This is a genomic window from Ruegeria sp. AD6 (genome assembly GCF_056542325.1).
On the sequence record NZ_JBQFZQ010000005.1, the window covers coordinates 172,974 to 197,056 of the forward strand.

22 protein-coding genes are annotated in these 24,083 nt (G+C 61.5%); 9 read left to right on the top strand and 13 right to left on the bottom strand.

Annotated features, from left to right (window positions below; genetic code table 11):
* Positions 1-8: 8 nt before the first annotated feature.
* From ACR0KJ_RS12525 to ACR0KJ_RS12540, 4 genes are read right to left on the bottom strand one after another with little or no spacing between them, the layout of a single operon-like run.
* Positions 9-719: a VIT1/CCC1 transporter family protein gene (locus ACR0KJ_RS12525; protein WP_170454343.1), complete on the bottom strand. Its 711-nt coding sequence runs from the start codon at positions 717-719 to the stop codon at positions 9-11.
* A gap of 59 nt (positions 720-778) precedes the next feature.
* Positions 779-1,768, bottom strand: coding sequence for a YcjF family protein (locus ACR0KJ_RS12530; protein WP_480626828.1), 990 nt, complete (start codon positions 1,766-1,768; stop codon positions 779-781).
* Positions 1,761-2,213, bottom strand: coding sequence for an N-acetyltransferase family protein (locus ACR0KJ_RS12535; protein WP_480626871.1), 453 nt, complete (start codon positions 2,211-2,213; stop codon positions 1,761-1,763). Before ACR0KJ_RS12535 ends, ACR0KJ_RS12530 begins: the two co-directional genes overlap by 8 nt.
* Positions 2,213-3,628 carry a YcjX family GTP-binding protein gene (locus ACR0KJ_RS12540; protein WP_170623779.1) on the bottom strand — a complete coding sequence of 472 codons (1,416 nt, stop codon included), beginning with the start codon at positions 3,626-3,628 and terminating at the stop codon, positions 2,213-2,215. Before ACR0KJ_RS12540 ends, ACR0KJ_RS12535 begins: the two co-directional genes overlap by 1 nt.
* Positions 3,629-3,735: 107 nt before the next feature.
* Here ACR0KJ_RS12540 and truA point away from each other — a divergent pair, with 107 nt between their 5' ends.
* On the top strand, positions 3,736-4,503 hold the full coding sequence (gene truA, locus ACR0KJ_RS12545) for a tRNA pseudouridine(38-40) synthase TruA (RefSeq protein ID WP_170623781.1): 768 nt from the start codon (positions 3,736-3,738) through the stop codon (positions 4,501-4,503).
* A 1-nt stretch (position 4,504) separates the two neighbouring features.
* Here truA and ACR0KJ_RS12550 read toward each other — a convergent pair whose 3' ends face one another.
* From ACR0KJ_RS12550 to ACR0KJ_RS12565, 4 genes are read right to left on the bottom strand one after another with little or no spacing between them, the layout of a single operon-like run.
* Positions 4,505-5,431, bottom strand: coding sequence for a HoxN/HupN/NixA family nickel/cobalt transporter (locus ACR0KJ_RS12550; protein ID WP_170623784.1), 927 nt, complete (start codon positions 5,429-5,431; stop codon positions 4,505-4,507).
* Positions 5,416-6,141: a DUF1007 family protein gene (locus ACR0KJ_RS12555; RefSeq protein ID WP_480580163.1), complete on the bottom strand. Its 726-nt coding sequence runs from the start codon at positions 6,139-6,141 to the stop codon at positions 5,416-5,418. Before ACR0KJ_RS12555 ends, ACR0KJ_RS12550 begins: the two co-directional genes overlap by 16 nt.
* On the bottom strand, positions 6,138-6,941 hold the full coding sequence (locus tag ACR0KJ_RS12560; RefSeq protein ID WP_170623786.1) for a thioesterase family protein: 804 nt from the start codon (positions 6,939-6,941) through the stop codon (positions 6,138-6,140). Before ACR0KJ_RS12560 ends, ACR0KJ_RS12555 begins: the two co-directional genes overlap by 4 nt.
* Before the next feature lie 8 nt (positions 6,942-6,949).
* Positions 6,950-8,185, bottom strand: coding sequence for an acyl-CoA dehydrogenase family protein (locus tag ACR0KJ_RS12565; RefSeq protein WP_170454357.1), 1,236 nt, complete (start codon positions 8,183-8,185; stop codon positions 6,950-6,952).
* A 127-nt stretch (positions 8,186-8,312) separates the two neighbouring features.
* Here ACR0KJ_RS12565 and ACR0KJ_RS12570 point away from each other — a divergent pair, with 127 nt between their 5' ends.
* The gene (locus ACR0KJ_RS12570) at positions 8,313-9,248 is read left to right on the top strand and encodes a 2-hydroxyacid dehydrogenase (protein WP_480626829.1); all 936 of its coding nucleotides are present in this window, start codon (positions 8,313-8,315) and stop codon (positions 9,246-9,248) included.
* Positions 9,249-9,253: 5 nt separating this feature from the next.
* Here the strand turns inward: ACR0KJ_RS12570 and ACR0KJ_RS12575 are convergent, their stop codons facing one another.
* Positions 9,254-9,610, bottom strand: coding sequence for a hypothetical protein (locus ACR0KJ_RS12575; protein WP_480626830.1), 357 nt, complete (start codon positions 9,608-9,610; stop codon positions 9,254-9,256).
* A gap of 178 nt (positions 9,611-9,788) precedes the next feature.
* Here ACR0KJ_RS12575 and ACR0KJ_RS12580 point away from each other — a divergent pair, with 178 nt between their 5' ends.
* From ACR0KJ_RS12580 to ACR0KJ_RS12590, 3 genes are all read left to right on the top strand, one after another.
* On the top strand, positions 9,789-10,619 hold the full coding sequence (locus ACR0KJ_RS12580) for a bifunctional allantoicase/(S)-ureidoglycine aminohydrolase (protein WP_170623793.1): 831 nt from the start codon (positions 9,789-9,791) through the stop codon (positions 10,617-10,619).
* Between the two features lie 101 nt (positions 10,620-10,720).
* Positions 10,721-11,044 carry a hypothetical protein gene (locus tag ACR0KJ_RS12585; RefSeq protein WP_480626831.1) on the top strand — a complete coding sequence of 108 codons (324 nt, stop codon included), beginning with the start codon at positions 10,721-10,723 and terminating at the stop codon, positions 11,042-11,044.
* 54 nt (positions 11,045-11,098) lie between these two features.
* Positions 11,099-12,085: a type I glyceraldehyde-3-phosphate dehydrogenase gene (locus ACR0KJ_RS12590; protein ID WP_480626832.1), complete on the top strand. Its 987-nt coding sequence runs from the start codon at positions 11,099-11,101 to the stop codon at positions 12,083-12,085.
* Between the two features lie 101 nt (positions 12,086-12,186).
* Here ACR0KJ_RS12590 and ACR0KJ_RS12595 read toward each other — a convergent pair whose 3' ends face one another.
* A complete protein-coding gene (locus ACR0KJ_RS12595; RefSeq protein WP_480626833.1) occupies positions 12,187-12,675 on the bottom strand; it encodes an ureidoglycolate lyase in 489 nt (162 codons plus the stop codon).
* Positions 12,672-14,090, bottom strand: coding sequence for an allantoinase PuuE (puuE, locus tag ACR0KJ_RS12600; RefSeq protein ID WP_480626834.1), 1,419 nt, complete (start codon positions 14,088-14,090; stop codon positions 12,672-12,674). The genes ACR0KJ_RS12595 and puuE overlap by 4 nt, the downstream gene beginning before the upstream one ends.
* 163 nt (positions 14,091-14,253) lie before the next feature.
* Here puuE and uraH point away from each other — a divergent pair, with 163 nt between their 5' ends.
* Positions 14,254-14,610, top strand: a complete 357-nt coding sequence (gene uraH, locus ACR0KJ_RS12605) for a hydroxyisourate hydrolase (protein ID WP_170632822.1) — start codon at positions 14,254-14,256, stop codon at positions 14,608-14,610.
* 174 nt (positions 14,611-14,784) lie between these two features.
* Here the strand turns inward: uraH and ACR0KJ_RS12610 are convergent, their stop codons facing one another.
* A complete protein-coding gene (locus ACR0KJ_RS12610; RefSeq protein WP_480626835.1) occupies positions 14,785-15,708 on the bottom strand; it encodes a LysR family transcriptional regulator in 924 nt (307 codons plus the stop codon).
* A 96-nt stretch (positions 15,709-15,804) separates the two neighbouring features.
* Between ACR0KJ_RS12610 and ACR0KJ_RS12615 the strand changes: the two genes are divergently transcribed.
* The 3 genes from ACR0KJ_RS12615 (at position 15,805) to ACR0KJ_RS12625 (ending at position 23,387) form a co-directional block, all read left to right on the top strand.
* Positions 15,805-17,028 carry a urate hydroxylase PuuD gene (locus ACR0KJ_RS12615; protein ID WP_170623801.1) on the top strand — a complete coding sequence of 408 codons (1,224 nt, stop codon included), beginning with the start codon at positions 15,805-15,807 and terminating at the stop codon, positions 17,026-17,028.
* 144 nt (positions 17,029-17,172) lie between these two features.
* A complete protein-coding gene (locus ACR0KJ_RS12620; protein WP_170520482.1) occupies positions 17,173-18,978 on the top strand; it encodes a BamA/TamA family outer membrane protein in 1,806 nt (601 codons plus the stop codon).
* Entirely contained in the window at positions 18,978-23,387 is a 4,410-nt protein-coding gene (locus ACR0KJ_RS12625; protein WP_480626872.1) for a translocation/assembly module TamB domain-containing protein, read from the top strand. Before ACR0KJ_RS12620 ends, ACR0KJ_RS12625 begins: the two co-directional genes overlap by 1 nt.
* Here ACR0KJ_RS12625 and ACR0KJ_RS12630 read toward each other — a convergent pair.
* A complete protein-coding gene (locus ACR0KJ_RS12630; RefSeq protein WP_480626836.1) occupies positions 23,384-23,896 on the bottom strand; it encodes a thioesterase family protein in 513 nt (170 codons plus the stop codon). The two genes, ACR0KJ_RS12625 and ACR0KJ_RS12630, sit on opposite strands and share 4 nt — an antisense overlap.
* Between the last annotated feature and the right edge of the window lie 187 nt (positions 23,897-24,083).

A 24,083-nucleotide genomic window follows, 5' to 3' on the forward strand; every position in this document is an offset into this window, starting at 1 on the left:
CCGCAGGGTCAGGGGTGAAACAAGGACCCCACCAGATAGGCAATAAGTGCCGCCACGCCGCCGATCAGCAGCGTCTCCAAGCCCGAACGCCACCACGGGGCCAGCGACCAGCGGCTTTTCAGCGCTCCGATGGCGAAAAAGACGCCCATCGTCATCCACGCCGAAACAGCGAAGGCGTTGTTCAGCGACACCAGAAACGGCAACAAAGGGATCATCCCGGCCACCAGAAAGGCAAAGAACGTGGCAAGAGCGGCCTTCATCGGGTGCGGATCGACACTGCCCAGCCCATATTCGCCTTCGATCATCAGGTCTATCCAGCTTTCGTGGTTCGAGGTTATGGCCGCGGTCGCATCCTCCAGCACGGGCCCCGATAGACCCTTCTGCGCCAGAATCGCGCGCACCTCGTCGCGTTCGCCTTGTGGGTAAAGGGCGATGTGGCGTTCCTCGATGGCGCGGATCCGCTTGATGTTGTCCAGTTCCGCCTTGGTGCCCGAGTAGTTGCCCGCCGCCATGGAAAACCCATCGGCCAGAACATTCGCCAACCCTAGCGCCACGATGACAAAGGACGACAACCCTGCCCCCGCAACACCTGCCACGATGGCGAAGGTGGTGACCGAACCGTCGATACCGCCATAGACCACATCGCGCAGAACGCCGCGCCCGGGCGGGGCATTGATCCGCTGGGCGATCTCCTGCTGGCTGTGACCGTGATCTGTCATGGCTGGCCCTCCGTCACATTCAGTGTGACGAATGGCTGGCAGGTGCGCTTTGCGTCAGATCAACCCTTGGAAAACAGACCCTTCAAGGCGCGTTTGATCACGGCCCTGGTCGACGGTTTGTGACGATCCGAGAACGGCAAGGGTCTGCACACCTCCATCGCGGCAACGCCAACCCGGGCGCTGAGTGCGCCGTTCACCAGCCCCTCACCAAACCGGCGGGACAGTTTGCTGAGGACCGAGCCGCCCAAAACCGGCTCCAACAAATCGTCGCCCACTGCGACTGCGCCGGTTGCGACCAGATGAACAAAAACGGCGCGGGTCAGACGCCAACTGCCCAGAAACCCGGCCCGCCCGCCATAGATTTCCGCTATCCGCCGGATCATCCGCAGCGAGGCGGCCAAAGCCGTCACCACATCCGCCAGCGCCAGCGGCACCAAAGCGGTCACAGTCGCCACCTGCCGGGCAGCCGCCTCAACCTCGCGGCTGGCGGCAGCGTCCAGAGGGGCCAGAATTTCATCTTCGGCTAAACCCAGAAGGCCTGAGGCGTCAAATTGCTCGGGCATTCGTTCGGACAGGCGGTCGCGGCCCCATTGGGTCTCATGCCGACCTTTGTAGAAGGCGATCAGGCGAGACGTAACAGCACGGGCCTTGGCAAGATCGGCGTCGGCCAGCGCTTCATCCGCAGTGCGGCGCAGCCCGTCGACACGGGACAGACGGCCAATCGCCGCCAACTCCCGGATTGCGATGATCAGCGCGACAAAAACCAGCGCCGCGATCAATCCAGTGACGATCCACCCCAGCACAGGCGCGCGGGCGACCAGCGAGGTGGCGAAATCCCATGCGGCGACCGAGATCGCAGCGCCAACAACCGCCAGCGCCAAGCCCCAGAACCACCGCGACAGGGCCGAGGGCTTGCGGGCAGCAATTCGGGCCGCGCTTTGCATCGCCTGACCCTGAGGCTGCGCAAGGTCCGGCACCGGCGGGGCCATGGCCACGTCGGCGGCGGGCGCATCTTCCTCGAGATCGATCAGTACCGGGCCTTTAGCCATGTGCTGCCCTTTCGATACGCCAGACATATTTGATGTCCGGCAGGTTTTCATCATTGTCGGCCCCGTCGCTGCGGGCAACCTCGGCAAAGCCATGACGTTCGTAGAACCTGCACGCGTCGGTATTGGCCTGAAAGGCAAAGAGGCTGAGTTGCGGGTGTCGCGCCTTGGCATGGTCGAGCAACTGCGCCCCGATCCCCTGCCCGCGCGCAGAGGCCGTCAGGTACAGCGAATGAATATCCGATCCATTCAACGCCAGAAACCCAACCACCCCATCCGAGGTTTCAGCCACCGTGACCCAGCCCTGATCAATCATGCGACCGCAAAAGGCGATGGTTTCGGCGCAGCTATGCAGTTCCGGCATCCAGTCGTTTTCGCGGGCAAACCCGTGCAGGATTTCCCCGGTCGTTCCGGCATCGGTGCTGCGGGCCGGGCGCAAAGTGACCATCACAACCGGTCTCCGATCAGGAACTGCGCGGCCCGGTCCAGCCGGATATGCGGTGGGCCATCGCCGGGGCGTAGGGTCAGATGCGCCGGAGCGAACCTCATGAAGCCAAAATCATCGCCCAGCCAAGTCTCGGCCCCGTTCCGGGCCGGGCCCAGCAAGTGGGCCGGATCGTCCGGCAGCTCACCGGGGTAAAACGCCGCCTGCTTGCCACTGTCCTGCAACGTGCCGCGCACGCAGGGCAATTCGACCCCGTCATGGCTGCGCATCTCTTCGGTTGTGGCCCGCAACGAGGCCAGCGACAGCGCCGCTGTTTCGGCCCCCGCAAAGCTTGCCCGGTCGCGCGCCTCACGTGTCAGCGCCTCCATGATCGCGGTCAGGCGGGGGTGCTGCGTGTGATGCAGGTGATCGGCCTTGGTGGCGGCGAACAGGATGCGTTCGACCCGTTTGCCCAGCAGCAACTGGCTGAGCCACGCGTTACGGCCCGGACGGAAAGCCGACAGGATATCGCCCATGGCCCGGCGCATATCCTCGACCGCTTGCGGGCCTTTGTGGATCGCGCCCAGCGCATCGACCAGAACCAACTGCCGATCAATGCGCGAGAAGTGGTCGCGGAAGAACGGCTTTACTACCTGCGCCTTGTAGGCCTCATACCGCCGCTCCATCTCGCGCTGGAGGGTACGGCGGCGCGAGGGCTCGGACACCGGCAATGGCGCGAAGGTCAGAACCGGAGAGCCTGCCAGATCGCCCGGCAGCAGGAACCGCCCCGGCGTACAATCGTAGAACCCGACCTCGCGTGCCTGATTCAGATAGGTGGTAAATGCGGAAGACAGGGCCTGCGCGGTCGGTTCGTCATGAATGGCTGTCAGATCGGTTGCGCGGGCTTGTTTCAGAAACTCTGCCGCGTCAGGTCGGTTTTCGATGCGCGAGAGGGTCTCGCGCGACCAATCCTCATAGGATTTGTCCAACAGCGCGAGGTCCAGTAGCCATTCACCCGGATAGTCCACGATGTCCAGATGCACGGTGCGCGGCCCCTGTAGACCGGCCAGCAACCCGGCAGGACGTGCCTTGAAAGACAAGCGCAACTCGGACACGGCGCGGGTGCTGTCGGGCCAGTGTGGTTGAGGGCCAGTCAGGTCGGAGAGGTGCGATTCATAGTCAAATCGGGGGACGATGTCGTCAGGTTGCGGTTGCAGATAAGCGGCGTTGATCCGGCCTTCCTGCTGCGCGACAAGGCCGCTCATGCGGCCCCGGTCAAGCAGGTTTGCCACCAGCGAGGTGATGAAAACCGTCTTGCCAGATCGCGCCAGACCGGTGACGCCCAGACGGATGACCGGCTCGAAAAATGTCTCGGACACGCTGTCGCCAATGGTTTCGACGCCGCGCACAAGACTGTCTGCCAGGGATGAGATGACCAAACTGTCGCCCCGCAATTATCGTTTTGCCCAAGATAGGTAGCCGCCTTCGGACATGCCAGTGCTTTCGCCCCCTTGCCCGTTTGCGCGCCGCACGCTACCAGCGGCGCATGCCCAGATATGCGTTGAAAGTCGAATACCAGGGGGAACCGTTTGCCGGTTGGCAGCGGCAGAAGGACTTGCCGTCGGTACAGGGTGCCATCGAGTACGCCTTGTCCCGCATTCAACCGGGCGATCACACCATTGCCGCCGCCGGGCGTACCGATGCGGGCGTGCATGCGCTGGGGCAAGTGGCCCATTGCGATCTGATCAAGGATTGGGATCCGTTCCGCCTGTCCGAGGCGCTGAACTATCACCTCAAGCCGCAACCGGTGGCCATTGTGCAGGCCGCGCAGGTCGCGGACGACTGGCATGCGCGGTTCACGGCGGTCGAACGCCAATACCTGTTCCGCATCCTGATGCGCCGTGCGCCCGCGACCCATGACAAGGGGCAGGTCTGGCGCGTCAATCATAAACTGGATGTCGATGCCATGCAGAAGGGTGCCGACATGCTGATCGGGCGGCATGACTTCACCACGTTCCGCTCGTCGATCTGTCAGGCGGCCAGCCCGGTCAAAACTCTGGATGAGTTGCGGGTCGAGCGGGTTCAGGGCTTTTCCGGCCCCGAGGTTCATTTCCACGTCCGCGCCCGGTCCTTCCTGCACAATCAGGTGCGCAGTTTCGTCGGCACGCTGGAACGCGTTGGCGCGGGCTCGTGGTCACCCGAGGACGTGCGCGATGCGTTGCAGGCCACCGACCGGGCGGCCTGTGGGCCTGTATGCCCGCCGCAAGGGCTGTATCTGGCGCGGGTCGGCTACCCCGAGCCGGTCTTCGACTGACCTAGATCGCGCGCAACAGCAGACCACCGGCTATAACCGCGATCACCAGCCCCGCCACCAGTTCGATGGTCGGTGCCAGAACGGAGGCGAACCGGGTGGCCGAGGCCGAAGCAAGCAGCCCGCCGCGCAGCCCAAATGACGTCCAGCCGACCAAGGTAGTAACCAGTGCCGTGCCCAGCGCCATCGAGAAGGCTCCGGCGATACCGACCATCGCAATACCCATCTGCCAGGTCAGAATCAGCACGAAAAGCGCGCCGGTACAGGGGCGCGCGGCAATACCTGCGATCAGGATGATCGCCTCGCGCAGGCTGCCGACATTGGCGACTTCTTCCGCGCTGGGGCCGTGGCGGTGGCCGCAATCCGAACAGACCTCGCCCTCGTGGTGATGATGGTGGTGGTGATCATGGGCATGGGAAGGCTTGGCGTCGTTACGGGACCGCCTGACAAAGCTACGCACACCCCGAAAAACCAGCCACAGGCCAATCGCTGCAATCGCCGCGTAGCTGATGGGGGCCATTACCTGCTCGGTCGTGCCTACCAAGGTCTCGCGCGACAGCTGAAAGACCAGCACTCCGGCATAGACCAGAACAACCGCCGTCACCGCCTGACCAAGACTGGACAGCACACTGATCGCGGACAAGCGCCAGAACGCGACGCGGCGGCCCAGACCGTACCCTCCGATCAGGACCTTGCCGTGACCGGGACCGATCGCGTGAAAGAACCCGTAGGCGAAACAAACGGTCAGCAGCGTTGCCACGGCTTGCGGCTGCTCGGCCCGCGCTGCCCGCAAGGCCCGTGCGATCTGGTTCTGAAACTCGCGCTGCTCACCCGCGGCCCAGGCGGCGAGGCTGTCAAAGCCACCGCTTCCCCAGAACCAGGCCAACAGGCCAAAGGCGATGGCAACCGGAACGATCAGGTATTTGGACATGACACGAGGATCTCAGTCGCGAAGTTCTCGCCCACCAGAGGGATGTCGTTTTCCTCCAGATCGTAATCCGCATCCAATGTCAGCAGAAACGCCCGCATCTGCGCCAACTGACCATCGATATCGGGATCGACACGCTCGATAAAACATGTGGACGGGCCGGACACGGTCACGGGCCGGTTGACTTCGTATGCGGTATAGTAGGTCTCATCAAACGGTTTGGCCGACAAGGCGTAAGCTGGCACGGCACCCCCTTCGACCTCGCGCAGATGCGTGGTCACGACGCGCCCGTTCTCGGCTGTCGCGTGGGGTTCCAGCGGACCGGACAGCTTGACCGGCGCACCACCGGCAGTCACGACCAGATCGCCGTTGTAGCCTTCGACCCATTGCGCGTCGAACCCGGTCAGATACGCCTCTTCGCTTTCTGTCAGAACGCCATCTGCGTCCTGATCCAGCTTCAAATCCTCCAGAACCAGCAGCGAGTAGAATTCGTCATACGCCCAGGTCACGCGCACATGGGTCAGGTTGCCTGCTTCGTCCACGATGAACTCCAGCCCGGTGTCAATGAAGACATGCGGGTGGGCCAGCGCGGGGATCGGCAGGCAGCAAGTCAGAATGGGTATCAGCCAACGCATGCCGGCAAGATAGGGCGGCAACACCGCAGCGGCAATGCGTTTCCCGGCTTCACCGCAGAAACCGGCCGAGCGCATCATGTGGGTGGGAACAGAACCAACGTTTGCAGCGCTGTCCCCACTGGCCCTTCGGCATCATACAGAACCGATTGCGACATGCCGACGCCCGAAGGTTGCCAGTGCGAGATCGAGTCGGCTGCCAACCATTCCGAGACAGGCTCGCGATGGATGTTCACCGTCAGATCGGTGTTCATGAACCCCATTTCCGCCGTTGGCGCATTCCACGAGATACCGTTGCCGCAATCGGCCAGCGGACAAAGCGACTGGATCGGCGATTGCACCTCACCCTCCAACAGGTTCGGCGTGCGCATCCAGATGGCTTTCGGCCCGGCCCCCTGTTTGCCCCCTGCCGGGTATCTGATGTCGCTGTAATGGGCAAATCCCGGAAGGTCGTGGCGCAGTTCACCGATCGGGAAAGGCCCATCAACCGCATCTTCGAACCGCAGCTGAGTGACGTGGACATTGGGCACTGTGCCCAGATCACGACGCGCCAGATGCATGGTTGTCGCCGTAGCGCACAGGGTGTCGTCCAGATCGTGCACCGTCACCCGCGTGGTGGCTAGCGTTTTGGTGTGCCGTGTAGTCTCTGCCGCCACCCGCAAGCCCGACAGGGGCAGAGGGCGCAGCAGATCAACCGTCAGACGGGTCAGCATCTTCTCGGGCCCAACCTCGGTTTCAGCAGCGCGCACGATCAGGCCGCTGACGGGCCCCGCGTGACAATGATCGGCTGACCAGGGGCCGCGCGCCGGGTCGTTGCCGACAAAAGCCCCATCTTCTCGCTGATGAAAATAGGCGAGATTGTCGAATTCGTACCTGGTCATGCGGTGCGTCAGACCTTTTCCTGCGTGTGTTTCTTCAATTCGGCCCGCGCGACCTGACGGCGGTGAACCGCGTCTGGTCCGTCGGCCAGTCGCAGGGTTCGCACATGAGTCCAGGCGGTGGCAAGTGGTGTGTCCTGACTGACCCCTTGCCCGCCGAACATCTGCACCGCCTCGTCGATCACCTTCAGCGCGACCCGAGGCGCAACCACCTTGATCTGGCTGATCCACGGGGCCGCGGCCCGCGCATCGCCCTGATCCATGTACCACGCCGCTTTCAGACACAGCAGGCGGGCCATCTCGATCTCCATCCGGCATTCGGCGATGATGTCGTAATTGGCACCCAGCTGCGCCAGCTTCTTGCCGAACGCCTCACGCTGCATGGAACGCTTGCACATCTGCTCCAGTGCGCTTTCCGCCTGACCGATTGCGCGCATGCAATGGTGAATGCGCCCCGGCCCCAAGCGGCCCTGCGCAATCTCGAACCCGCGGCCTTCGCCCAAGAGGATATTCTCTGCGGGCACGCGCACGTCGGTAAACCGAATATGCATATGGCCGTGCGGCGCGTCGTCGTGGCCGTAGACCTGCATGGGTCGCAGAACCTCGATCCCGGGCGTATCGGCGGGCACCACGATCATCGACTGGCGCTTGTGCTTGGGCTGATCCTCGCCGCCGGTTTTGACCATCACGATATAGACCTTGCAGCGCGGATCGCCCGCGCCGGATGACCACCATTTCTCGCCATTCAGGACATAGTCATCGCCGTCCCGCACGCAGGACATCGACACATTGGTCGCATCGGATGAAGCCACATCCGGTTCGGTCATCAGATAGGCCGAGCGGATCTGGCCGTCGAGCAGTGGCTTCAACCACTGTTGTTTCATCGCCTCGGTGCCGTAACGCTCGAACACTTCCATATTGCCGGTGTCGGGGGCGGAACAGTTGAACACCTCGGCCCCAAGGGGGGTCTTGCCCATCTCTTCGGCGAAATAAGCATATTCAACCGTGGTCAGCCCGAACCCTTTGTCGCTGTCGGTCAGCCAGAAATTCCACAGACCGGCGGCCTTGGCTTTGGCTTTCAGCCCCTCAAGGATTTCGGCCTGGCGTTCGGTATATTGCCAGCGGTCGTCCTTGTTGATCTCGGCCTGGTATTCTTCTTCCAGCGGCATGATCTCATCCCGGACCATGTCGGCGACACGTTGCAAAAGGGCGCGGTTTTCCTCGCGCAAACCAAATGACATATTCATGAAATTCCCTCCTGCCGGGTGAAATCCGGGCTGTACCTTACGGACCGAGGATGGCTTAACTGTTGCGACTCTGTCCAGTTGCGTGACGGAACGTCACCACGTTCAATTTCAAGGGAAGGAACCGCCCATGGCGCTGTTGATAGACACCGGCCTGACCAACTGGATCAGCGATGCGGACATCGCCAATGGTATCCGGTCCGCGATCCCCGGTGCCGATATTCGTACGCCGGACGCAATCGGCAACGCCGATGAGATCACGATGGTTGCGGTCGTGGGCCTGAAAGACGACCACCTGCACCAGCTGCCGAACCTGAAACTGGTGCAAAAGCTTGGGGCGGGCGTAGAAACGATTGTCGGCAATCCCAACCTGCCGGATCACATGCGGGTTGCGCGCCTGAAACCGGATGCACCGGCACAAGGCATTGCCGAATGGTTCGTCGCCTACATTCTGCGCGCCCAGCGTCACATGGCATTTCACGAAGCCGCGCAGGCCCGTGCTGAATGGCTGCCCAAGGAACCAACCTTCACGCCCCATACAACCGTCGGCGTTCTGGGTCTGGGTCATATCGGGGACCGCACGGCGCGAATGCTGCGCGCTGTCGGGTTTCAGGTTCTGGGCTGGAGCCGGTCACCTAAGCAGATCGAGGGCGTCACCTGCGTGCACGGCGACGATGCCTTGCCCGGTCTGCTGGGGCAGTGCGATCATGTCTGCGCCATCCTGCCCTCGACCCCGCAAACGGTGGGTCTGTTCGACGCGCAGATGCTGGCGACTATGAAACCCGGCAGTCAGCTATTGAACGCCGGTCGCGGCGATCTGATTGACGAGGGTGCGCTGATTGCCGCGCTGGATCAGGGCACGCCCGGCCATGCAATTCTGGATGTGACGTGTCACGAGCCGCTGCCAGCCGACAACCCGCTTTGGCAGCACCCAAGCGTGACGATCACGCCCCATGTGTCCGGTTGGCATCTGGGCGATGCGCTGTCGGATGTGGCAGAAAACTTCCAGCGGCTGACAACCGGCGCGCCACTTCTGAATGAGGTCGACAGGGCGCGCGGTTACTAGCGCAATCAGGGCGCCATCACCCAGTTGCCGCCCGCGTCCTTGCATTGACGGGTTCTGACCCCGCGCGAGGCCTCTTTGCCTTCGGGCTGAATGTCGTGTTGCAGCCGGACGCAATTGCCTTCGACCGCATCAATCCGGATTGTCCCCTTTGATCCGGTCTCGACATTGCTCCACCCGATCTCCTTGCCGACGCTGGGCGTGCCGTCGGTCAGCAAGCTGCGCGAGGCTTTGTTTGCCACCTCGAAATCCGCAGGCGAAAGCCCCATTTCGGCGATGATTCGGGACAATGGTTTGGCCGAGGCGGTCGTCGTAACGCCTGCCATGCTAAGTAGTGCCAATGCGAAAAAGACCCGGGCTTTCATTTCTGCCTCGCTGAACTGAAATCAATTTTGACTTCAAGGATATACCTGCGCGGGGGCGTGGCCAACCCCTATGGCGGCGACCTTCAAATTATCCCGAACAAACCTATCGCAAGCCCAGCGCTAGAGGCCGCACCCGGTTTGGTCACATAGTGCAACGCAAACGAACCCGAGGCACATGATGACACAACCAACCTATTTTTCGCCCCTCGGCGGGCACCCCGGCCAGGACCAGCTTTTGACCGACCGGGCGGTGTTCACAGATGCATATGCCGTCATTCCCAAGGGCACGATGCGCGACATCGTGACCAGCTACCTGCCGTTTTGGGAGGGCACGCGCCTGTGGGTCCTGTCCCGTCCGCTCAGCGGCTTTGCCGAGACGTTTTCGCAATACATTATGGAGGTTCAGCCCGGCGGCGGCAGCGATCAGCCTGAAACAGACCCGCGCGCTCAGGCCGTTCTGTTTGTGGTTGAGGGGGCCGTGCATCTGACGTTGAACGGAACGGAATATAATTTGGATACAGGGGGGTACGCCTATATCCCACCCGGCGCGGACTGGACGTTGCACAACCGATCCGACGCCGTGGCGCGGTTTCACTGGGTTCGCAAGGCCTATGAGGCCGTGAACGGGCTGCCCGTCCCCGACCCGATCATCACCAATGAACGAGACGTGACGCCGATCGAGATGCCCGGAACCGAAGGGCGCTGGTCCACAACGCGCTTTGCCGACCCGCAGGACTTGCGTCACGACATGCATGTCAACATCGTCAATTTCGAACCCGGCGGCGTGATCCCCTTTGCTGAAACCCATGTGATGGAACACGGGCTTTACGTGCTGGAAGGCAAGGCCGTCTACCGGCTCAATCAGGATTGGGTTGAGGTTGAGGCAGGCGATTACATGTGGCTACGCGCCTTTTGCCCGCAGGCCTGTTACGCGGGTGGACCGGGGCGTTTCCGGTATCTTCTGTACAAAGATGTGAACCGGCATATGCCGTTATCCTTGCCCCGCTAAACCCGGTTTCATCGCCTTTTACCCCTGCAGGGGTTCACAGCGGCCCCGGAATTTGCTGAAATCCCAGCAAATTCCATTGTTTGAGTATTGGAGACTGGCTGATGAAACTGCGTACCCCCCTGATGGCTCTGGCCGCATGCGCCATGGTGGCCGCAACCTTGTCCACGCCGGTCGCTGCCAAGGATGAGACCAAATCGGTCTTTGTCATGAGCCGCACATGGGCCGTGACCAAAGTCTCGGACGAGCCAGTCATCTACCGCGCCACCCGTGACAACAACAACCTCAACCCGTTCGGCCCGCCACCACGCCTGCGCACCCTGCAGGCCATCGCGGCGATCCAGCAGGCAACCGGATGCAAACCGATCGTGGCCAGCATGTATCAGAACATCTCGGGGCAGTTCTTCTCGCAGGTCAGTTGCGGTTGAAATTGGTACAATACTTTCGTTGAGATCGCCTGATCTGCCTGCCATAGCTTGCGCATGAAACTCGCGATCAACGGATTCGGCCGCATTGGCCGCACGATCCTGCGGCAGGTTCTGGCCCAGCCGCAAGGATCAGATATCGAGCTGGTGCTGATCAACGACATCGCACCGCTGGACACCTGCGCCTATCTGTTCAAATACGACAGCACCTTTGGCCCCTATGCGGGGGACGTGTCCGCCGGTGACGAAGCCCTGATCATTGACGGGCGCACGGTGCCGATGACGCACAGTTCCGATCTCGCGAATATCGATCTGTCAGGCGTTGACGTTCTGCTGGATTGCACCGGCATTGCACGCACGTCCGATGTCGCCCGCCGGGGTCTGGCGGCTGGCGCACGCAAGGTGCTGATCTCGGGGCCCTCGCCCGCCGCTGAACTGACGGTGGTTTTGGGTGCCAATGAGGATCAGCTGGGCGATGCCAGCATCGTCTCGAACGCGTCCTGCACCACCAATGGCCTTGCGCCGCTGGTTCGGGCACTGGATCAGATCGGCGGCATCGTCTCGGGCCATATGACAACCATTCACTGTTACACCAACAGCCAGCCGATGGTTGACGCGCCGCGCGGCGATCTTGCCCGTTCGCGCGCAGGGGCGCTGTCGATGGTGCCGACCACGTCCAGCGCAACCCACCTGATCGACGTTGTTCTGCCGCATCTGGCCGGACGGATTTCGGGCGCAGCGGTACGGGTTCCAACCGCCAGCGTTTCGGCGGTGGACCTTGTGGTGACGCTCGGGCGCGGCATGAGCGAACAGGCTTTTGACACCGCGTTTCGCGATGCGGTCGAGGCTTCGGCGGTTCTTGGCTGGACCGATCTGCCTTTGGTCTCGTCCGATCTGCGATCCCGCCCCGAATCGCTGGTTATCGCAGGCCCCGAGACCCGAATGGTCGGCAACAATCAGGTGCGCGTCTTCGGCTGGTATGACAATGAATGGGGCTTTTCCGCCCGCATGCTGGACGTGGCCCGTTTGATGGCGACGGGTTGATCCGGACTGACCGCAGCGGGCGGGCCTGCCCGCGCGCTGCCCGGCCCAACGGGTCAGCGCGCATCTTCGATGCGTTCTGACCGGGCGGGAGCCTTCCGGGGTTAGCCCGCGATCACCTCATAAGGGGTGTCGAACCAGAATTCCTCGAGGTTCGCGCCCTCACCGATGCGATCCACCACGGCAAACAGGCCCGGGCCGTGCAAAGGCGTCAGCACCCCATGCCACGTAGCGCGGTGATAGTTCACGGCCTGCCCGGCCCGTGTCATGAACGCCCTGGGCCGCCCAGGCTGTCCTCCCTCATCGGGTGCTACGACAACCAGAAACGGCTGATGCGTCATCGGGATAAAGGCCTGACTGCCTTCGGGATGCCGCTCGACCATATCCAGCGCATATGGCAGCGCGCGCGGGTTGGCGTTGAACAGGCTGATCCCGGCGCGCCCGTCGGTGAAATCCAGCAGCGCCCGATCATGATACCGGCCACACTGCCCCTGATTGATGATCTTGTCGGCATCGCCAGACACTTCGATCACATCCCCAAAAGGCGCAAATTGCTCAGCGGTCAGCGGCTCGGCAACGATACGGCGGCTCATGAGGGCAACACGTCCCGCAGCCGGAATTCGGCGATGCGTTCAACCTGACGGCAGGCCTCGGCAAACTCGGTATCGCGATCCTGTTCAATCCGCCGCTGAAAGGCCGCAAGGATTGAAGCCTTGTCATGATCCCGCACCGCAATGATGAACGGAAATCCGAACTTCTCAGTGTACCGCGTATTCAATTCGGTAAAGGCCGCGCGCTCCTCATCCGTCAGCGCGTCCAACCCGGCCGAGGCCTGCTCGGACGTGCTTTCCTGCGTCAACCGCTTGGCCTGCGCCAGCTTGCCCGCCAGATCAGGATGTGCTGTCAGAACCCCCAACCGCTCGGCCTCAGAGGCCGACCGGAAGATCCGCGCCAAAGCGTTGTGCAACCCGCCTGCGGTGTCATGAGCAGGCCCAAGTTCCAGATCATAGGCCCGCTCGGCAATCCAGGCCGAGTGTTCGAAGATGCCCCCATAGGCTTCGACAAACGCATCCCGCCCCATCTGCGATGGCTTCGGATGGGATTGCGGCGGGTGGGTCTGCGCCCAGTGTTCGGCAATCTGCAACCGAGTGGCAAACCACACGTCCGAAAAGCTGCGCGCGTATTCCAGAAAGCGTTTCAACGCCATAAAGCGCCCCGGTCGCCCAATCAAACGGCAATGCAAGCCGATGGACAACATCTTGGGTGCGCCCGCCTGCCCTTCCTCATACAAAGCGTCGAAACTGTCCTTGAGATAGGAAAAGAATTGATCGCCCGCATTGAAGCCTTGCGGCGTGGCAAAGCGCATATCGTTGCAATCCAGCGTGTAGGGCACGATCAGCTGATCCCGACCGTCGATCTGTGTCCAATAGGGCAGATCGTCGTCATAGGTGTCGGCGACATAATCGAACCCGCCCTCTTCGGCCACCAGACGCACCGTGTTCACAGAACAGCGCCCGGTGTACCAGCCGCGCGGGCGCTCACCGACGACCTCGGTGTGAAGCCGGATCGCCTCGGCAATTTCGGCGCGCTCCTGCGTCTCGGGCATGTCTTTGTGTTCCACCCATTTCAGCCCATGGCTGGCAATCTCCCAACCGGCGTCTTTCATCGCGGCCACGTGATCCGGCGACCGGGCCAAAGCCGATGCCACGCCGTAAACCGTGATCGGCAGGTCCTGCATCAGGCGATGCAAACGCCAGAACCCGGCCCGCGCGCCGTATTCATAGATCGATTCCATATTCCAATGACGCTGGCCCGGCCATTGCGCCGCGCCGACGATCTCGGACAAAAACGCCTCAGACGCTGCATCACCGTGCAGAACGCAGTTCTCGCCGCCCTCTTCGTAATTCAGTACGATCTGGACGGCCAGCTTGGCCCCGCCCGGCCATTGCGCCGCTGGCGGGTTGGCACCGTATCCAATCATGTCGCGGGGGTATCGAGGCGGTTGCATGGCGTCTTCCGGTTTTGGATGTTTCGACAGGCTTATCCTAGAAATTCGCCAATGATTATCAAATCAATCCGAACGCTGTTTCCGGTTCTTTCGGCATTTCCCCTGTTTTGATCTTTGCGCCACACTGTGTCACAGCAAAGCGACGCATCTGAGGGAGGCATTCGTGGCAGGCTATCTGACAACTCATGTTCTGGACACCGCCCGGGGCTGCCCCGCCGCCGGGTTGAAAATCGCGTTGTACAGCGTGTCCGGCAATTCCCATCGCAAGCTGGTCGAGATGGAAACCAATGCCGATGGTCGCACGAACAGCCCGATCCTGCCGCAGGAGACATTCAAGACGGGCACATACGAGCTGATCTTCTTCGCCGGCGATTACCTGCGCGCGACAGAACAAGACGGGGATGACCCTCTGTTTCTGGACCAGGTGCCGATCCGTTTCGGCATGTCCGACCCCGAGGCACATTACCACGTGCCCCTGCTGCTTTCCCCTTACGGCTATTCGACCTATCGCGGCAGCTAACCCTCCCGCCGGTCAGAGACCCTTTCAGGGCCCCTTCCCGTTGGGCCCGGCGCGGTTGCGCTTTTATCAATGGCAGCGCCACCCCCGATCCCGCCGCACCCGCGCCGCAGCATAGCTGCGGCGCCCGGCCCAACGCTGTGCGGTGCCGGAACGGCACAAACAGGGGCGGGAGCGCTACCCGGCTGGCAATTCCGAGTTTCGGACGACTTTTCCGATCCGCTCGATCATGAAATCCATGAACAGGCGCGCCTTGGGGTCCTGATGGCGGCGGTGTGTATAAAGGCACGCCATCTGCACCGGCACGGGCGGCGTATCCTGCGCGACGGCCACCAGACGGCCCGCGCTTAGGTGATCGGCCACTTCAAACACCGGCTTCATGGCAATGCCCTGCCCGGACAGCGCCCAATCTGTCAGGACGTCTCCGTCGTCACATTCGAACCGGCCTGACACCGCATAGCGTTTCGGGCCGTCGGCGGTTTCCAGCATCCACTGAAACTCGGTCGCGCCAGGAAAGCGCAGGTTCAGGCATTCGTGTTTGTCCTTCACCAGATCAGCCCCCGTTGCAGGCATACCCCGCCGCGCCACATAGTCGGGGGCAGCGCATAGCACGCGCTGGCAATCGGCGATTTTGCGGATGCGCAAGGTGCTGTCCTCGGGCTGACCGATGAAAAAGGCCAGATCCAACCCCTCGGTCGTCAGATCAACGGACCGGTCCGTCAGGCGCAAACGCACATCGATCTCGGGGTATTCCGCCAGAAAATCAGGCACATGCGGGGCAAGTAACCGCCGCCCCACCCCCAGCGGAGCCGCCACGAACAGAGACCCGCGCGGGGCTTCGGTCAGGTGCGTCACCTGCGCTTCGGCCTCATCCACCGCATCCAGCACCGCCACCGCGCCGGGATAAAACGCTTTGCCCTGCTCGGTCGGTGACAGGTTCCGCGTCGTGCGTTGAAACAGACGCACGCCCAGATGATCCTCAAGCTGAGAAATCCGCGCCGAGGTCACAGCCGGTGAAATCCGCAAATCGCGCCCGGCGGCGGACATGCTGCCCAGATCATAAACCCTGACGAAGGTGCGGATATTGTCGAGATAGGACATCTTATCGTTTTTTTTGATACAGTTTGACAATATACGGGAATACCGAAGAAAAGCCCGTTTGCCTAGTGTGGCGGCAACCAATCGGAGACCTCATTCATGTACGACTTTGCCGTGTTCTGGGACTGGATGGCATTTGCCGTGCGCTGGCTGCATGTGATCACGGCCATGGCGTGGATCGGATCGTCCTTCTACTTCATCGCGCTGGATCTGGGCCTGAATCGCAATATCCCCGGCCCTGCGGATGGCGAGGAATGGCAGGTGCATGGCGGCGGCTTCTACCACATTCAGAAATATCTGGTCGCGCCCGAGCGGATGCCCGACCATCTGACCTGGTTCAAATGGGAGAGCTATTCAACCTGGCTCAGCGGTGCGGCGCTGTTGATGATCGTCTACTGGGTCGGCGGAGAACTATACCTGATCGACGCCGAAAAGGCCGATCTGGCACTGTGGCAAGGCATTCTGATCTCGGCAGCGTCCCTGACTATCGGATGGCTGGTCTATGACTTTCTGTGCAAATCCGGTCTGGGCGAGCGTCCAACCCTGTTGATGGTACTGCTGTTCGTCCTGCTGGTGGCTATGGGCTGGGGATACAACCAGATTTTCACCGGGCGCGCGATGATGCTGCATCTGGGGGCCTTTACCGCCACGATCATGACGGCCAACGTGTTCTTCATCATCATGCCGAACCAGCGCATCGTTGTGGATGACCTGAAGAACGGGCGCACACCCGACCCGAAATACGGCAAGATCGCCAAGCTGCGTTCGACCCACAACAACTATCTGACCCTGCCGGTTCTGTTCCTGATGCTGTCCAACCACTACCCGCTGGCCTTTGCGACCCAATACAACTGGATCATCGCCGCGCTGGTGTTCCTGATGGGCGTCACCATCCGGCACTATTTCAACACCCGCCACGCGCGTGCAGGCAACCCCACCTGGACCTGGCTGGCAACCGCCATGCTGTTCATCGCCATCATGTGGCTGTCGACCGCACCGATGTATGAACCGGTTGAAGAGGCCGAGGCGCAGCCGTTGACGCCCTATGAACAGAAATTCGCAGCAGCCGAAGGGTTTGAGCAGGCACACGACATCGTTCTGGGGCGCTGTTCCATGTGCCATGCACGTGAGCCGGTTTGGGAGGGCATCCTTTGGGCCCCCAAAGGCGTTTTGCTGGAAACCGAGGCGGATATTGCCCGCAACGCGCAGCAGATTTACCTGCAGGCCGGTGTGACCCATGCGATGCCGCCGGCCAATGTGACCTTTATGGAACCAGAAGATCGCGATGCCATCATCCGATGGGTCCGCAACGCCGGGCTGTAACGCGGTCACGGATCACGGCAATTCGGCGCATCGCGCGATTAACCCCTTCCCCCAAACGGTTTCAGATGCTCTAACTTGAATTCAAAGAGCCGTGCAGAAACACGGCACAAGAGATTTCGACTCGGGGGCAGTTGGAGCCAACTGATGCAGGGAAGCAAGCCGCGACGCGGTCTGAGATGCTGGCTATTGGGCGCTGTCGCCGCCCTTGCGCCAACAACGCTGGTTGCGTTGGAAACCACACTGACCGCCCCCGGAGCCCCCAAGGAAGTTGTCGAGCGCCTGAAAGAAACCTCTTCCGTCGCCACCGCCGAAGATCGCGGGCTGGACACGCCGCTGGAAATTCTGTCTGCCGCCCTGTCGGATTATCGGACGCTGGTGCAGATCCTATATGACGAGGGGTATTTCAGCCCGGTCGTCAGCATCAAACTGGACGGGCAGGAAGCAGCCGAGATGAGCTCGCTCACCGTTCCCAATCAGATCAACCGCGCGGTTATCACAGTGGAAACCGGCCCGACCTTCAAATTCGGCACGGCAATTGTGCAACCTCTGGCCCCCGACACGGTGCTGCCCGAGGAATTCGCCACCGGCAAGCTGGCCACCACGGGCGCGATCCAACAGGCGGCCTCGGCCGGTGTTCAGGCGTGGCGGGACGCGGGTCATGCCAAGGCAAGTGTGGCCGGGCAGCGAGTGATCGCGCGCCATGCTCAGGCGCGGCTGGATGCAGAGATTGATCTGGACCCGGACAGGCGACTGACTTTTGGCCAGATGTTCATCAAGGGCGACACCGATGTTCGCCACCGGTCGATCGAAAAGATCGCGGGCTTTCCCAGCGGCGAGGTCTATTCGCCCGCCAAAATCCAGAAAGTCGGCACGCGCCTGCGCCGCACCGGAACCTTCAACGTGGTGTCCCTGCAAGAGCGTGAGAAACCGAACCCAGATGGTACGCTGGATTTCGATGCGACCTTCGAAGACCTACCCAAACGCCGTCTGACCTTCGGTGTCGAGCTCGCATCCCGCGATGGTGTCGACGTCACCGCCACCTGGACCCACCGCAATGTCTTTCGCCGGGCCGAACGTCTGCGGTTCGAGGCCGCCCTACGCAATATCGGCGGGGCCGAGGATCTGGACGGACGCATTGGCCTGCGACTGGATCAACCCGACCGGCTGGGCCCGGACGACAACACCTTCTGGAGCGCGCTGCTGGAGCGTCGAAACACCGACAATTACAACGTGACCGTGGCATCGCTGGCTTATGGTGCGCGGCGCACCTTTTCGGATCAGCTATACGCCGAAGCGTCGGCGGGCTTTCAGTGGTCGAACGCAGATGATGCCTATGGTGACGGGCGCAAGTTCCGGTATTTTATCCTGCCATTCCGATCCGAATGGGATCAGCGCGACAGCAAGGTCAGTGCGACAAAAGGGTTTTATCTGGATTCGCAGGTCATGCCGTTTGTTGGGCTTTCGGGTACGGATACCGGCATCCGGCTGTTCTTTGACGGTCGCGCCTATACCAGCCTTGGAACCGGTGGCAGGCTGGTTCTGGCGGGTCGGGTCCAGCTGGGCTCGGTCATCGGGCCACCACCGGATGGGGTGACGCCGGACTTTCTGTTCTTCTCAGGCGGGGCCGGGACGGTGCGCGGGCAACCGTTTGAAAGCCTTGGCATTCCGGTCGGCACCGGCGTTGCGGGCGGCAAATCGTTCCTGGGCTTTTCGGGCGAGGTGCGCGGCAAGATCACCGACACCCTGTCGCTGGTCGGGTTTTATGACTACGGTATCGTAGACACGTCCTCATTCGTCGGCACCGGGGCCGAGGATCATGCCGGGGCTGGGCTTGGGGTCAGATATGATCTGGGCGGTTTTGGTCCGCTGCGCTTTGACCTCGCAGTGCCTGTTCAGGGCGACACGGGCGATGGGTTGCAATTCTATATCGGGATCGGACAGGCCTTTTGATACAGCGTCTTTCATACCCCGTTCTGGTCGTCACACTGACCTGCGCGCCGGTTGCGGCATACGCACAGGACGAAGGCGGCAGCATGATCGAGCGGTTCCTGCAGGACACGCTGTCGGGAGACGATCAGAACGTCACTGTAAAAGGCTTGGAAGGCGCGCTGAGTTCACGCGCAACGATAGAAGAGATCACGGTGGCCGATGACGAAGGCGTCTGGCTGACGATCAAAGGGGCGGAACTGGACTGGAACCGTCTTGCCCTGATCCGGGGCCGGTTTTCAGTCAACGCCCTGACCGCGCAAGAGATCGACGTGGCCCGCGCTCCGGGCACTACAACGACTGAAGCCCCACCCCCGTCAGCAGAAACCCAGCCGTTTCAATTGCCGGAATTGCCGGTCTCAATCGAAATCGGCGAGATTCGGATCGATGAGCTGGCCTTGGGCGAGCCCTTGATCGGCGTGGCCGCGGAACTGACGGTCACTGGCGACCTCTCGTTGGCGGACGGTACACTGGACACAAATCTCGACATTACAAGGCTGGACCGTGCAGGGGATGAGATCACGCTGGCGGCAGGGTTCCAGAACTCGAACAGTCAGATCGATCTGGATCTGAACGTGACCGAAGCCTCGGGCGGGTTGATCTCGACTGCGTTGAAAATCCCCGATAGCCCGCCCATTGGACTGACCGCCAAGGGATCAGGGCCGCTGACAGATTTCACCGCCGATATCGGACTGAGCAGCGACAACCAGCAACGGGTGGCCGGTCAGGTCAGGTTGCGTTCGGCAACGGCCGAGGATGAAACGGCCGAAGACGGGATTGCCTTCACTGCGGACCTAAGCGGTGATCTGACCCCCTTTGTCGCCGACGACATGGATGTATTCTTTGGTCAGGACACGCGCCTGTTTGTCGACGGCAAAACACAGCCCGAGGGCGCATTGCAGATCAGCGATCTGGATTTCACGTCCCAGGCCCTGAATCTGGAAGGCGAATTGCAACTGGCGGCGGGTGGGACCTTGCAACTGGCCGCATTGCAGGGGCGCATATCACCGCCCAATGGGGAAACTGTTGTCTTGCCAGCCTCGGGCGGCGAAACTTCGATTGAAGCCGCTCAAATCTCGGCCCTGTTCGATCAGGCGAATGGCAATCTGTGGGACCTGAGTCTGACGGCCAACGCGTTCAAATCGCCTCAGATCAGTCTGGACCGGGCGCAGATCACCGCGCAGGGCACGCTGGAACAGGGCGACATCGTCAACGTCGATGGCGACGTGCAGGCGGCGCTGGACGGGCTTGACCTAGCAGACCCTGCGCTGAACACCGCGCTGGGGGGGCGGATCACGCTGGACGGGGTGTTCGACTATGGCAGCGATCAGTCGCTTGACCTGTCGGGGTTCGAGCTGGTGGGCTCGGACTATACGCTGGGCGTCGATGCGCTGATCAGCGGTTTGACCAGCGGGCTGGCCGTGGATGGCTCGGCCTCGCTGGACGCAACAGATCTGTCCCGGTTCTCTAATCTCGCGCAGTTGCAACTGGGCGGGCAGGCCTCGGCCCGGCTGGTGGGCAAAGGCTCACCGCTTGAGGGCAGCTTTGATGGCAAGCTAGAGGTCAAGGGCAGCGATCTGTCCACCGGGCGCGACGACATCGATCCGGTAATCCGGGGCGAGACAACAATCATAGTCGATGCCAAGCGCGGAGCCGATGGAATCACGCTGCGCGACTTTACCTTGATTGCGGATGCGGCACGGGCGCAGGCAAGCGGGACGGTCACAACCCCTGATGGCAACCTGTCAATCGACGGTCAGGCCAAACTGTCCGCGCGCGATCTGTCAGTTTTTTCCGGTCTGGCGAAACGCGAACTTGGCGGCTCGGTTCAGGCCAGCCTGCAAGGGGCCGGAACGGTTCAGACCCTTGAATTCGACGGCACAGCCAGTGTTACGGCACGCGACATCAAAACCGGGATGGCCGAGATTGACCCCCTTCTGAAAGGCGAAACCATTGTCGAATTCGAAGGGGCGTTGTCGCAAGATCAGATCACGATCCGCGAGGCAACGATCAATGGGAATGCCGTGACGGCCCAAATCGCGGCGACGATTGACGATCCAACCGGCGACATTGCTTTCGATGGCGCAACCAGTGCGTCTATTCCCGACCTGTCGCTGTTCTCGGGAATTGCGGGCCGCGATCTGGCGGGGTCGGTCAACGCCAGTGTCCAAGGGAGCGGGGCCGTTAAAACGCCTCGGTTTGATGGCAAGGCCAGCATGACAAGCCGGGACATCAAAACCGGGATGGCGGATATCGATCCGCTTCTGACAGGGCAAACTTCGGTCGAGTTTGACGGGGCCGTGTCTAAGGATCAGATCACGATCCGCGAGGCCAAGGTCAACGGAAACGCCGTGACAGCCCAGATCGCGGCTACGATTGATGATCCCACCGGAGATATTGCGGTTGATGGTACGGCCAGTTTGGATGTTCCCAACCTGTCCTTGTTCTCGGGCCTTGCAAACCGCGATCTGGCGGGATCGGTCGAGGCGCAGCTTCAAGGCAAGGGCGCAGTGGGCAGCAAAGCCTTCGATGTGAACGGCAGCGTCAAGGCAGATGACATCCGCGCGGGGATCGAGCAGGTGGATGCGCTGCTACAGGGGCGCACGACCCTGACCGTGGATGCCCTGAACGATGAGAATGGGTTGAACATCCGCACCTTCCGCCTGAAAGGAACAGCCCTTTCCGCCAATGCTTCGGGTCAGTTGAGCCGCGAGACCGGGGGGCTGAACTTTACCGCCGCCCTCGACGATCTGGGGCGGTTGTCGGAAACACTCACCGGACCCCTGAAACTGGACGGCAATGTTGCGCCAACCGGATCGGGGCTGGAAGGCACGGCCAATTTGCAGGGGCCCGACAGCTCTTACGCCAGCCTTGTCGGAACGGTTGATACCGATGGCTCTGCCGATCTGGACTTTGACGCCAAGCTCAACCGGATCGAGCGGTTTGTGCCCGATTTCCCCGGCACCGTCGCAGCAACCGGCAATGCAAAGCGGTCAGACGGGGTCTGGACCATTGATGCCAAGGCTGAAGGACCTGCCGGGATCAACAGCACCGTGGCGGGGACCTTCGACGAAACCGCCAGCACGGCTGACCTGAGGGCACAAGGCGGCGTAAACCTTGGCATCGCCAATATCTTCATCACACCGAACAAGATCGAAGGTGCGGCCCGGTTCGATCTGGCGCTGAAGGGCGCCCCGGCGCTTGAGTCCCTAAGCGGGTCTATCACCACATCCGGAACGTCCTTTGCGATTCCAACTGCGGGACAGACGGTGACCGGGATCAGCGGGTCGGTCGATCTGGCGCAAAGCCGCGCCACCATCTCAATGAATGGCGGCATGCGCGCCGGTGGCGGGTTTACCGTGTCTGGCCCGGTCGATCTGACGCCGCCGTTCAACGCCCAAATCACCACCGCATTGAACAGCCTCGTGCTGACCGATCAACTGCTGTATGAGACCACGCTCAACGGTCAGATTGTCATGGCGGGGGCTTTGGCCGGAAACAGTTCCCTGTCCGGCCAGATCACGTTTGAGGAAACCAATATCAACCTCGCCGCCGCCTCGGGTGCCGTCGGCTCGGCGCCGATCCCCGAGATCACGCATATCGGCGAAAGCAACGCGCAATATGTCACCCGCGAACGGGCGCAATTGGTGGTGAAAGAGGAAACCGCCCAAAGCGACTCGCGCATTGCGCTGGATATCAGTCTGCTGGCCCCCAAAGCCGTCTTTGTGCGCGGGCGCGGCGTGAACGCGGAACTGGGTGGGCGGATTTTCATCGGAGGTACAACGCGATCCGTTGTCCCCTCGGGCCAGATTGAACTGATCCGGGGTAATTTCGATATTCTGGGCCGCAGGCTGGCCCTGACTAAAGGGATCGTGACACTGCAAGGCGATCTGACCCCGTATATCGAGTTCGAATCGTCTGCCAGCACCTCGGATGGGACCGCCACGATTGAAATCGCCGGGCCGCTGGATTCACCGGAAGTCGATGTATTCTCGGACCCCGAACGCCCCGCCGAAGAGGCGCTGGCCATGTTGTTGTTCGGCAACCGGTTCTCGGAACTCTCGCCGTTTATCATCGCGCAAATGGCGGCGTCGCTGGCGCAGCTCAGCGGTGCGGGCGGCGACGCCACCAAAGGGCTGCGCGACTCTACCGGCGTCGACACCATCGATATCGGCGCGACCGAGGGCGGCGCAGGTCGTCTGGGCGCGGGCGCGTATCTCAGCGACAACCTTTACACGGACTTTACGGTCAACACCGAGGGCGATACCGAGGTGAACCTGAACCTGGACGTGAATGATAACTTTACGGTCCGGGGCACGGTCGATGGCCGGGGCGAAACCGGCATCGGTCTTTTCTTCGAACGCGATTACTAACGGCGAATACCGATTGGGTGACCGATCTGAGGGGCGCTCTCCAAGGTGTTGTGGTCCTCCACCATCCGCGCCAGGCGCGCAATGGCCCAGTCGGGGTAAGCAACCGACCGCCCGGTCTGATGGCTGACATTCATGAACAGCGCCTCTTGCGTCGCGCAGACGGCGTCGTCTTCCTCTGAGATCATCTGAGCGAAATAGTGGCCGCGCTTGTGATCGGCGTCCAGCAATCGGAACCGAAAGTAGAACGGCGCGCCAGCGACCACCTCACGCAGAAAATGCAGATGCGACTGCAGAATATACGGCCCCTGCCCGTAGGCCTGTACCTGAGGTTCACCAAGGCCCAGATGCTCGACCAGCAGAACCTCGAAGGCATTATCGAAGGCGACGCCATAATAGCCCACATTCATATGGCCGTTATAATCGATCCATTCCGGTTTCACGTCAAAGCCCCGGATTTCCACTGGTGCCGGGTAAGGTCCGTCATATCCGGACAGGGGACTATTGGTCATCTCATGTCGTCTCCGCTGGGTCAGAATATGAGGCCGATAAACTTCCCGTCTGTCCAGTGTGGAAGTGCGTGACCACAACGCTGCGCTACCTACGTCGGGTAAAATCCAATCCTCTCTCAAAAAAGAAAAAATCTGATTTCTATATGTGAAACGTGTCACTGAACCCAGCACCGGATCGGCGCAAAAA

Excerpts from the sequence above, each read along its gene's own strand:
- ACR0KJ_RS12525 (WP_170454343.1), bottom strand. The coding sequence starts at position 719 with ATGACAGATCACGGTCACAGCCAGCAGGAGATCGCCCAGCGGATCAAT.
- ACR0KJ_RS12530 (WP_480626828.1), bottom strand. The coding sequence starts at position 1,768 with ATGGCTAAAGGCCCGGTACTGATCGATCTCGAGGAAGATGCGCCCGCC.
- ACR0KJ_RS12535 (WP_480626871.1), bottom strand. The coding sequence starts at position 2,213 with ATGGTCACTTTGCGCCCGGCCCGCAGCACCGATGCCGGAACGACCGGG.
- truA (WP_170623781.1), top strand. The coding sequence starts at position 3,736 with ATGCCCAGATATGCGTTGAAAGTCGAATACCAGGGGGAACCGTTTGCC.
- ACR0KJ_RS12550 (WP_170623784.1), bottom strand. The coding sequence starts at position 5,431 with ATGTCCAAATACCTGATCGTTCCGGTTGCCATCGCCTTTGGCCTGTTG.
- ACR0KJ_RS12555 (WP_480580163.1), bottom strand. The coding sequence starts at position 6,141 with ATGATGCGCTCGGCCGGTTTCTGCGGTGAAGCCGGGAAACGCATTGCC.
- ACR0KJ_RS12560 (WP_170623786.1), bottom strand. The coding sequence starts at position 6,941 with ATGACCAGGTACGAATTCGACAATCTCGCCTATTTTCATCAGCGAGAA.
- ACR0KJ_RS12565 (WP_170454357.1), bottom strand. The coding sequence starts at position 8,185 with ATGAATATGTCATTTGGTTTGCGCGAGGAAAACCGCGCCCTTTTGCAA.
- ACR0KJ_RS12570 (WP_480626829.1), top strand. The coding sequence starts at position 8,313 with ATGGCGCTGTTGATAGACACCGGCCTGACCAACTGGATCAGCGATGCG.
- ACR0KJ_RS12575 (WP_480626830.1), bottom strand. The coding sequence starts at position 9,610 with ATGAAAGCCCGGGTCTTTTTCGCATTGGCACTACTTAGCATGGCAGGC.
- ACR0KJ_RS12580 (WP_170623793.1), top strand. The coding sequence starts at position 9,789 with ATGACACAACCAACCTATTTTTCGCCCCTCGGCGGGCACCCCGGCCAG.
- ACR0KJ_RS12585 (WP_480626831.1), top strand. The coding sequence starts at position 10,721 with ATGAAACTGCGTACCCCCCTGATGGCTCTGGCCGCATGCGCCATGGTG.
- ACR0KJ_RS12590 (WP_480626832.1), top strand. The coding sequence starts at position 11,099 with ATGAAACTCGCGATCAACGGATTCGGCCGCATTGGCCGCACGATCCTG.
- ACR0KJ_RS12595 (WP_480626833.1), bottom strand. The coding sequence starts at position 12,675 with ATGAGCCGCCGTATCGTTGCCGAGCCGCTGACCGCTGAGCAATTTGCG.
- puuE (WP_480626834.1), bottom strand. The coding sequence starts at position 14,090 with ATGCAACCGCCTCGATACCCCCGCGACATGATTGGATACGGTGCCAAC.
- ACR0KJ_RS12610 (WP_480626835.1), bottom strand. The coding sequence starts at position 15,708 with ATGTCCTATCTCGACAATATCCGCACCTTCGTCAGGGTTTATGATCTG.
- ACR0KJ_RS12615 (WP_170623801.1), top strand. The coding sequence starts at position 15,805 with ATGTACGACTTTGCCGTGTTCTGGGACTGGATGGCATTTGCCGTGCGC.
- ACR0KJ_RS12620 (WP_170520482.1), top strand. The coding sequence starts at position 17,173 with ATGCAGGGAAGCAAGCCGCGACGCGGTCTGAGATGCTGGCTATTGGGC.
- ACR0KJ_RS12630 (WP_480626836.1), bottom strand. The coding sequence starts at position 23,896 with ATGACCAATAGTCCCCTGTCCGGATATGACGGACCTTACCCGGCACCA.